Annotated in this window: 9 protein-coding genes; 4 read left to right on the forward strand and 5 right to left on the reverse strand. The window is 69.6% G+C overall.

Annotation, left to right across the window (positions count from 1 at the left end):
- Positions 1-176: 176 nt before the first annotated feature.
- Together P3W75_RS23410 and P3W75_RS23415 are read left to right on the forward strand one after the other, a co-directional pair.
- Positions 177-350, forward strand: a complete 174-nt coding sequence (locus P3W75_RS23410; RefSeq protein WP_276229701.1) for a DUF1427 family protein — start codon at positions 177-179, stop codon at positions 348-350.
- 23 nt (positions 351-373) lie between these two features.
- Positions 374-1,330: a quinone oxidoreductase family protein gene (locus tag P3W75_RS23415; RefSeq protein ID WP_276229702.1), complete on the forward strand. Its 957-nt coding sequence runs from the start codon at positions 374-376 to the stop codon at positions 1,328-1,330.
- An 8-nt stretch (positions 1,331-1,338) separates the two neighbouring features.
- Here the strand turns inward: P3W75_RS23415 and P3W75_RS23420 are convergent, their stop codons facing one another.
- Positions 1,339-2,124 carry a TenA family transcriptional regulator gene (locus P3W75_RS23420; protein ID WP_276229703.1) on the reverse strand — a complete coding sequence of 262 codons (786 nt, stop codon included), beginning with the start codon at positions 2,122-2,124 and terminating at the stop codon, positions 1,339-1,341.
- Positions 2,125-2,187: 63 nt separating this feature from the next.
- Positions 2,188-4,644: an EAL domain-containing protein gene (locus tag P3W75_RS23425; protein ID WP_276229704.1), complete on the reverse strand. Its 2,457-nt coding sequence runs from the start codon at positions 4,642-4,644 to the stop codon at positions 2,188-2,190.
- Positions 4,645-4,963: 319 nt separating this feature from the next.
- Here P3W75_RS23425 and P3W75_RS23430 point away from each other — a divergent pair, with 319 nt between their 5' ends.
- Positions 4,964-6,067: a helix-turn-helix transcriptional regulator gene (locus P3W75_RS23430; RefSeq protein ID WP_276229705.1), complete on the forward strand. Its 1,104-nt coding sequence runs from the start codon at positions 4,964-4,966 to the stop codon at positions 6,065-6,067.
- A gap of 92 nt (positions 6,068-6,159) precedes the next feature.
- Complete coding sequence (locus tag P3W75_RS23435; protein WP_276229706.1) at positions 6,160-7,029, forward strand: class I SAM-dependent methyltransferase; 870 nt, start codon at positions 6,160-6,162, stop codon at positions 7,027-7,029.
- Between the two features lie 11 nt (positions 7,030-7,040).
- On the opposite strand, the gene P3W75_RS23440 is transcribed toward P3W75_RS23435, so the two are convergent.
- From P3W75_RS23440 to P3W75_RS23450, 3 genes are all read right to left on the reverse strand, one after another.
- Positions 7,041-7,643 (reverse strand): DsbA family protein, encoded by a 603-nt coding sequence (locus tag P3W75_RS23440; protein WP_276229708.1) that lies wholly within the window; start codon positions 7,641-7,643, stop codon positions 7,041-7,043.
- A 39-nt stretch (positions 7,644-7,682) separates the two neighbouring features.
- Positions 7,683-8,624: a rhodanese-related sulfurtransferase gene (locus P3W75_RS23445; protein WP_276229707.1), complete on the reverse strand. Its 942-nt coding sequence runs from the start codon at positions 8,622-8,624 to the stop codon at positions 7,683-7,685.
- 323 nt (positions 8,625-8,947) lie between these two features.
- Positions 8,948-9,099, reverse strand: a 152-nt coding sequence (locus tag P3W75_RS23450) for a BolA/IbaG family iron-sulfur metabolism protein (RefSeq protein WP_276229709.1), incomplete at its 5' end; no start/stop codon positions are given.

The following is a 9,099-nucleotide window of genomic DNA, read 5'->3' on the forward strand; positions in this document are numbered from 1 at the left end:
GGGGAAACTCCGCACTCGACCCTGTCATTCCCGCGAACGCGGGATGACGGATTAGCGTGGGTGCGCAAGAGATCCCGCCTTCGACAATCTGTCCGAAACTCCGAAGTCCTTGGCCGATGCCGGCGCGGTCGCGCGCCTAGACTGCAGGCATTCCACCGAACGCCCCGGACGCCCCCATGAACTACCTGATCTCACTGGCCATCGGCGTCGCCGTCGGTGTGCTCTACAACCTGCTCGACTTCCGGTCGCCGGCGCCGCCGCTGGTGGCCCTGGTCGGCCTGCTCGGCATGCAGCTGGGCGAGAGCCTGCTGCCGGTCGGGCGCGAGCTGTTGTTGCGCTGGTTCCACTGAATCCCCCACTGACGGAGACTGCCATGCAAGCCCTGCAATTCGCCCGTACCGGCGACCTCGACGCCCTGCAACTGGTCGAGCTGCCCACCCCCGTGCCCGCCGCCGGCGAGGTGCTGGTGGAGGTGCGCGCCGCCGGCCTCAACCCCAGCGACGTGAAGAACGTCCTCGGCCGCTTCCCCTACACCACCCTGCCCCGCGTGCCCGGCCGCGATTTCGCCGGCGTGGTGGTGCAAGGTCCGGCCGACCTGCTCGGCAAGTCCGTGTGGGGCACCGGCAAGGGGCCGGGGTTCCTGCGCGACGGCAGCCACGCCGGCATGCTCACCCTGCCGGCCGGCGGCGTGGCGCTGATGCCGCAGTCGCTGAGCTTCGCCCAGGCCGCCAGCTGCGGGGTGCCTTACACCACCGCCTGGGACGCCCTGGAGCGCAGCGACGTGCGCGCCGGCACCCGCCTGCTGGTGATCGGCGCCGGCGCCGTGGGCGCCGCCGCGCTGGACCTGGCCCGCGCCCGTGGCGCCGAGGTGCTGGCCGGGGTACGGCGCAGCGAGCAGGTGGCCGAGCTGCAGGCCCGCGGCATCCCCAGCTTGCTGCTGGAGCAGCCGGAACGCCTGGCCGAACAGGTCAACGCGGTGTTCCCCGGCGGCGCCGAGGTGATCTTCGATACCACCGGCTTCTGGCTGCCGGCGGCGGTGCCGGCGCTGGCCACCTTCGGCCGCATCGCCATCATCGCCGCGCCGGTGGACGGCCAGGTGCAGCTGCCAGCGCTGGCGCTGTACCGCCGCGGCGGCGTACTGGTGGGGGTGAATTCGCTGCTGTACGACACAGTGGCCTGCGCGCGCATGCTCGAACAGTTCGGCCAGTGGTTCGACGAAGGCCGCCTGCCGCGCCCCGAGGGGCTGCGCGAGTCGCCGCTGAGCGAGGGCCTGTTGCGCTATCGCGAAGTGAACGAGGGCAGCAGCGACAAGAACATCCTGCTGCCCTGACGGCGGCGCTAGCCGGCCACGCGCACCTGTGGCCGGCGCACGCTGCCGCTGAGTTCCTGGGCCAGGCAATGGTCGAGGAACAGTTCCATGTAGCGGAAGCTCTTGCAGATGGCCGCGCGCAGCTCGTCCCAGCGCTCCGCGGAAGGCCCCTCGCCGCACAGGGTGCAGATGATTTCCAGGGCTTCCCAGGGATGCTCGTCGTCATAGTGGGCGTGCAGCCGCAGCCACTTCATCGCGCCCTTGCGCTGCTCGGCCGGCAGGGTCTGCTCGTAGGCGTCGGTGGAGCAGACCAGCGCCGACCAGTCCCCGGTCACCCCTTCCACCGCGTAGTTGGTGGCGGCCATGGCCACCGCCAGGTCGTCCGCGGCGCTGGTGTGCCAGCACCAGTGGCCGAGGGCGTGCAGCGGCTCCGGCACGTCCTGCGCGCGCAGCGCCGCCAGGCCCACGCCGTAGGCCTCGGCCCAGCGCAGCCAGTGGTCGGCGTGGTTGAGTTCGACGCGGATGTTGCGCATCAGCCAGCGCCGCGCCATGTCTTCGCCGGGCGAGCGGCCGAAGCGGGTCTTCAGCAGGTTCTGCGACATGTACAGGGGGAACTGCTCGACCACCGGCCAGCCGCCGATGAGGTAGGTGCGCATGGTCTGCGCCGACACCTGGCCGTCGCGCATGCGCTGGTAGAACGCGTGGCCGGACACCGCGCAGCGCGCCGGCTGGCAGGCGCTGACCAGGTCCTGCGCCCACTGCGGGTAGCTGTCCAGGTCCTTCAAGGGTCCGACGCGGAGGAAAGTCTCGTTCATGCTGGCCATCCCTGTGCACACAAGTGACATCGGCCACCAGACTAGATGACGGCCAACCGGCTGTCACCGTCCGGAGGTTGTGTCCGGTTCCGCCACCGCCGGCTCGGCCTGGCTCGAGTAGTGCCGGCCGAACGGCTGCGGCCGGCCGAGCGCATAGCCCTGGGCGTAGTCGATGCCGATCTCGCGCAGCGCCTCGAGGATTTCCACCGACTCGACGAACTCGGCCACGGTGCGCTTGCCCATCACGTGGCCGATCTGGTTGATCACCTGGACCATGGCGCGGTCGATCGGGTCCTCGAGCATGTCCTTGATGAAGCTGCCGTCGATCTTCAGGTAATCCACCGGCAGGTGCTTGAGGTAGACGAAGGAGGACATGCCGGCGCAGAAGTCGTCCAGCGAGAAGCGGTAGCCCATGCCCTTGAGGTCGTGGATGAACTGGGTGGCGCTGACCAGGTTGGCGATGGCGCTGGTCTCGGTGACCTCGAAGCAGATGCTTTCCGCCGCCAGCCCGTAGGCCGGCTGCAGCTCGCGGAGCATCTCGATGAAGGCGGCGTCGCCGATGGTCGCTCCGGACAGGTTGATCGCGCAGGTGGCGATCGGCTCGCAGCCGGCCTCGCGGCGCTGCGCCAGCAGGTCGAAGGCGCGCTTGACCACCCAGCGGTCGATCTGCGGCATCAGGCCGTAGCGCTCGGCGGCCGGAATGAAGTTGTTCGGCGGCACCAGGCGGCCGTTCTCGTCCAGCAGGCGCAGCAGCAACTCGACGTGCAGGCCCTCGTCGCTGTTCGGGTCGACCGCCTGGATGCGCTGGGCGTAGAGGCAGAAGCGGTCCTCCTCCAGGGCCTGGCGGATGCGTTGCACCCAGGCCATCTCGCCGAAGCGCAGCGACAGTTCGCTATCGTCCGGGCTGAACACCTGGGCGCGGTTGCGGCCCTTTTCCTTGGCCAGGTAGCAGGCCATGTCGGCGCAGCGCAGGGCTTCCTCCACCGACACCAGCATGGCCGAGACGTGCACCACGCCGATGCTGACGGTAATGTTGAAGGGCCGCCGGTCCCAGACGAAGTGCAGGTTCTCCACGGTCTGCCGCAGGCTCTCGGCGATCTGCACGGCGACCTCCGGCGGGCAGCTCTGCAGCAGCACGCCGAATTCGTCGCCGCCCAGGCGGGCCAGGGTGTCGCCCTCGCGCAGGCAGCCTTCGAGCAGGCTGCAGACCTGGCGCAGCAGTTCGTCGCCGGCGGCGTGCCCGCAGGTGTCGTTGACCAGCTTGAACTGGTCCAGGTCCAGGTACATCAGGCTGTGGCGGTCGCTCCGGTGGGCGCTGCGCTCCAGCGCCTGCTGCAGGCGGAATTCGAATTCGCGGCGGTTGCTCAGGCCGGTCAGGGCGTCGTGGGTGGCCTGCCAGGACAGGCTTTCCATGTACTGCCGCTCGCGGGTCATGTCGTGCAGCACCAGGGCCGCGCCGACGATGCGCCCCTCGACGCGGATCGGCGTGCCCACCAGGGTCACCACCACGCCGCTGCCGTCCAGGCGCTGCAGCAGCTTGCTGGTCTCGCTGCCGGCCTCCACCTCGCCGCGCAGGATCTGCCCGATCAGCGCCAGGTCTTCTTCCTCCGAACCTTCGTCGAGCATACGCAGCAGCGACTTCAGCGGCAGCCCCACGGCCATCTCGCTCTCCCAGCCGATCATGCGTTCGGCGGCCGGGTTGAGGTAGGCGATGCAGGCGTTTTCGTCGATGGTGATCACGGCGTCGCCGATCGCCGCCAGGGTCGTCTGCGCGCGCTCGCGTTCACTGCCCAGGGCGCTTTCGAAGGCGCGCTGGGCCAGCAGCGATTTGCGCGTGCGCCAGACCGCCAGGAGGATCAGGGTCAGGCCGCTGACGATGTTGGCCACCAGCAGCAGGCGCATCACCGCCCGCGAGCCTTCGGCCAGGGCGGCGCTGAAGGCCATCGAGGCCGGGGTCACACCCTCGTTGATCGCCTGGATGCGCTGGTCCCAGTAGGCCAGGTCACCGGGGCCGACCTGGTTGCTCTGGATGCGCTGGTGCATTTCCGCGGCGATGCCGCTGAGTTGGTCGAGGAAGCGGTCGCCTTCCTTCCAGAAGCGCACCGCGTCGTGGAAGTAGCTGAAGTCGTGGAAGTAGCGGTAGAGCCAGATGATGGCGTCGACGTCGTCGCGATGGTTGCCGCCGGCGAGGATGCCCTTGCGCGCCAGCTCGTAGTCCGGCTGCGGGCTGTCCAGCGCGGTGCGCAGCAGGCGGTCGCCGAGGGGAATGGCGATGGCCTGCTGGTAGCGCCGGTAGTCCTCGGCGTCGCGGGTCTCGCCGTAGCGCTGCAGGTAGTGGATGGCGTCTTTCTGGCCCTTGGACCAGAGGCTTTCGCCGCCGACGTAGGCGCGCACACCGGAGATCAGATAAAGGCTGCCCACGCCGAGCAGCCCTTGCAGGAGGACCACGAGGATGAACGGCCATACCAGCTTCAACAGCCGGGAGTCATGGCGAATACGGCTCTGCCCAGATGCACCCATGGATTGTATCGGATTCCTTTCGTTGCCCCGCCCCATACAGCATGGCGGCAAGCCCTTTCACGCCAGGCAGGCGCGTCTCTTGTTCCCTAACTCATAGCGCCATGGTAGCGATTCCTCAAGCCCGGGAAAGCGCGCTGTCACCCAAAGCGCATGGACGAAAGCCCGTGGGCCCCGCTGGCACCGCGCCCCGAGCCGCGCCGCAGACGCTCCGCGCCACCCGACCGGTGGCAGAGGCGACGATCGTCGGATGGCGCCTTGCCAGCCTGCCGGCCATATGCCATACCTCTGCTCGATCCGACTCTCCCGCCAGGAGGCACAGGTGCGTCAGCAGGACCTCGAAGAGCGCTACGACCACCTGATCGGGCTCAGCTACGACTGCGTGCTGGAGCCGGAGTCCTGGCGCCCGTTGCTCGCCTCGCTGGTCGAGCACAGCGGCCGCCAGCAGGGCGCGCTGCTGTTCTGGGACCAGAGCGAGAGCGGCGCCCACGCCAGCGAGATCCACCTCTGCGACCCGGCCGCCATCGCCGCCTACAACCGCGAGTTCTGCCACATCGACCCGTCGCGGCGGTTCATGCTCGACCGCGCGGTCGGCGACTGGTACCACGACGTGCGCGACTTCGGCCTGCCGCACATCGGCCGCGACCCCTTCTACCAGGAATTCCACCGGCCCAACGGGATGCTCCACGTGTCCTGCCTGAAGCTGCATGAACAGGCCACCTCGGGCATCTACCTGTCGGTGCTGACCAGCGTCGGCGCGCGCTTTCCCAACCAGGGCGAGCAGCGCCTGCTCCAGCGCCTGAGCCCGCACCTGCTGCGCGCCGCGCGGATGTTCGAGCAGGTCAACGACCTGCGCGCCGAACTGGCCAAGCGCGACCTGCTGCTGGACCGCCATCCCAACCCGCTGTGGCTGCTCGACGTGGACGGCCGCGTGCTCTATTGCAACCAGGCCGCGCAGCGCTGCCTGGCGCGCCGCGACAGCCCGTTCCTGTCGCGTTTCGGGCGCCTCGCCGCGCGCCAGCAGGACGTGCGCCTGCAAGCCCTGCTGCGCCAGGCCGGCGGCCGCTCGGGACGCCGCCGCGCCGGCTGGCTGCGCCTGCCCGGCGGCGACGGCGCCGAGTTGCTGGCCACTCCGGTGGCCGCCGAGGCGCGCTTCAACCAGCCGTTCCAGAAGCCGCTGGTGCTGCTCACCCTGCTCGAACAGGCGGCCCAGGGCGCCATGCTCGCCGACCTGTTCGACTTCACCGCCGCCGAGCAGCGCCTCGCCACGCTGCTGGTCCAGGGCCTGACGCCCGAGCAGTGCGCCAGCCACGCGGGGGTTTCCATCAACACCGTGCGCAGCCAGCTGCGCGCGCTGTTCCGCAAGACCGACACCGGCCGCCAGGCCGAGCTGGTGCACCTGCTGGCGCGCCTGGCCAAACCCTGAATCGCGCCCCTTCATTCGTTTGAATGATGGCCGGCGACGCGCCGGCGGATAGCGTTGTCCGCGCAACGTGTGTGCCTTGGGAGGGGCGGCGCATGGACAACGAAAGAGTTCCGCAAGACCTGGAACAGCTGGACCGGGCCATCGGCCAGCTGGAAGACGCCCTGCGCCGCCTGCACGACCGCGACAGCGGCTTCGCGGCGCAGGAGGCGCCGAACCCGATCCTGGCGTTCCCCCGGCCGTGCCCGGCGCAGGCCCGCGAGCGCTTCGGCAACGCCGTGCTGCTCGACTACCTGTACGGCATCGACGGCCACGCGGCGCACCTGGCCGCCTGCGCCGGCGACGCCGAACTGCAGCGCTACGCCCGCGAGGCGCCGGCCGCGCGCGCCCTGCGCCTGCGCCGGCAGTTGCTGGCACGGGAAATCGACCAGGCCTGCGCACGCCACGCCGGGCAGGCGCGCATCCTCTGCGTGGGCGCCGGGCACCTGCGCGAACTGGACCTGGCGCGCAACGTGCGACCGGGGCGCCTGCAGCAGCTGATCGCCGTCGACGGCAACCCCCAGCACCTGCAAGTGATCGAACGCTGCTACGCATGGATGGGCGTGAAGGCGCGGCCGGGCGGGCTGCCGCAGTTGCTCGGCGGCCTGACCGAGCTGGTCGGCTTCGACCTGATCTACGCCGCCGACGCCCTCGAACAGCTGGACGACGCCAGCGCCGCGCAGCTGCTGCGCAACCTGTTCGGCCGCCTGGCCGTCGGCGGGCGCCTGCTGCTGTGCAACTTCCAGCCGGGGGTGAGCGGTATCGCCTATCTGGAAGGCTTGCTCGACTGGCACCCGCGCTACCGCAGCGACGCGGCCCTGCTCGACCTGCTGCGCGGCATTCCGGCACGGGCGCTGGGCAGCGCCGGGGTGCGCCATGACCTGGGGGCTTGCGTGGGCTTCCTGGAGGTGCAGCGATTGGCCTGAGAGTGGCCCGTTCAGGCCTGGCGGCCGCGCTCCAGCCAGCGTTCGAGCATCGGCGCCAGCTCTTCCAGCGGCTGGTAGCCGTTGGTCAGCAGGGCCAGTTGGCCGTCGCGCTCGGCCAGCAGTGTGGGGAAACCGGCGATGCCCAGGTCGCGCGCCCAGGAGAAGTCGGCCTGGGTCGCCTGGTGGCTGTCGGCGCTGTCGAACAGCTCGGCGAATTCGATGCGCGGCAGGCCCACCGACTCGGCCAGCTGCGCCAGGGTGGCGGCGCTGGTGGTGTCGCGGCCCTCGGCGTAGAAGGCCTGCTGGATGGCCTTGACCAGTGCCCAGGCGGCCGCCTCGTCGAGGCGCCGCGCGGCGACCACCGCGCGGCAGGCCGGCTCGGTGTCGTAGACGAAGTCGTCGGGCAGCGCGCCCTCGAAGCGGAACGGCTGGCCGGTGGCCTGCTGCACCGCGTGCCAGTGCTCGAGGATGTAGCGCCGGGTGGTCGGCTCCAGCGCCGCGCCATGGCCGGTGCGCAGCCCGCCCATGACCAGCGCCAGCGGCACGCCGCCGGCCTCGGCCTGCTCGGCCAGCGCCTGCGCCACCGGCGCGAAGCCCCAGCACCAGGAGCACATCGGGTCCATCACATAGAGCAGGCGGGTCTTGGCCACGCGTCAGTCCTCCAGGGCGACCTGCCGCGGATCGCGGCCGATGGGGTGCGGCTGGTTGCGCGCCTTCGCCAGCTCGATCTGTTTCTGCCGCTCGCGGGCACTCGCGCGGGTCTTCTCGCTCAGCGTATCCCAGCAGTGCGGGCAGCTGATGCCCGGCGCGTAGTGTTCGGAGGCGCGGTCCAGGGCGGAGATCGGGTTGCGGCAGGCGTGGCACTGGTCGTAGTCGCCCTCGGAGAGGTCGTGACGCACGGTCACCCGGTTGTCGAACACGAAGCAGTCGCCGCGCCACAGGCTGTCGGCCTCGGGCACTTCCTCCAGGTACTTGAGGATGCCGCCCTTGAGGTGGAAGACCTCTTCGAAACCTTCGCCGAGCATGTAGCTGGAGGCCTTCTCGCAGCGGATGCCGCCGGTGCAGAACATGGCGACCTTCTTGTGCTTCGCCGGGTCGTAGTGGGCCTTCACGTACTCGGGGAACTCGCGGAACGACTTGGTGCGCGGGTCGACGGCGCCGGCGAAGGTGCCGATGGCCACTTCGTAGTCGTTGCGGGTATCGATCAGCAGCACTTCCGGGTCGCTGATCAGCGCGTTCCAGTCCTGCGGCTCGACGTAGGTGCCGACGCGGCGGTTGGGATCGACGCCGGGCACGCCCAGGGTGACGATCTCTTTCTTCAGCTTGACCTTGGTGCGGTAGAACGGCTGCTCGTCGCAGTACGACTCCTTGTGGTCGACATCGGCCAGGCGCGGGTCCAGGCGCATCCAGGCGAGCAGGCCGTCGATGCCTTCGCGGGTGCCGGACACGGTGCCGTTGATGCCTTCCTCGGCGAGCAGCAGGGTGCCCTTCACGCCGTTGTCGAGCAGGGTCTGCAGCAGGGGTTCGCGCAGCGCGACGTAGTCCGGCAGGGAGACGAACTTGTACAGCGCCGCCACGACGATGGAGCGGGTCATGGGGTACATCCTCCAGTGGTCGCCCGCGTAAAGGGCGGACCGGGTCATAGCCTATCTACGATCGGCTGCGCGTCGGCATAACTGCGTTGAAAACAGGCGAGTAATGCTCATTTAGCTATCTAAACTCGATCGCGAGCCCGGTGCTTTCCTCGCCTGTTTGACTCGCTGCGCTCGCCCTTCGGGCCAGCCTTCGGCTGTTACTCCCGTTGGTCGTTGCGCCTTGTTCTGCTCTAGCTCGCGAGATCGTAAACAGACTCTCGGAAAAGACAACGCCGGCAATCGGTGCCGGCGTTGGCGCATTCTACCGCAAGACCCGGGCAGCGTCAGTGGTCGTGCTTGCTGCCGCCGCGGCAGGTCGGCGAATCCGGCGCCGCGCCCTGCTCGGCCCACTCCTCGGGGGTGTAGGTGTGCAGCGCGAGGGCGTGGAACTGGCCCATCAGCTCGCCGAGGGTGGCGTAGACCTTCTGGTGCCGCT

The organism is Pseudomonas citronellolis, from assembly GCF_029335315.1.
GTDB lineage: Bacteria > Pseudomonadota > Gammaproteobacteria > Pseudomonadales > Pseudomonadaceae > Pseudomonas > Pseudomonas citronellolis_A.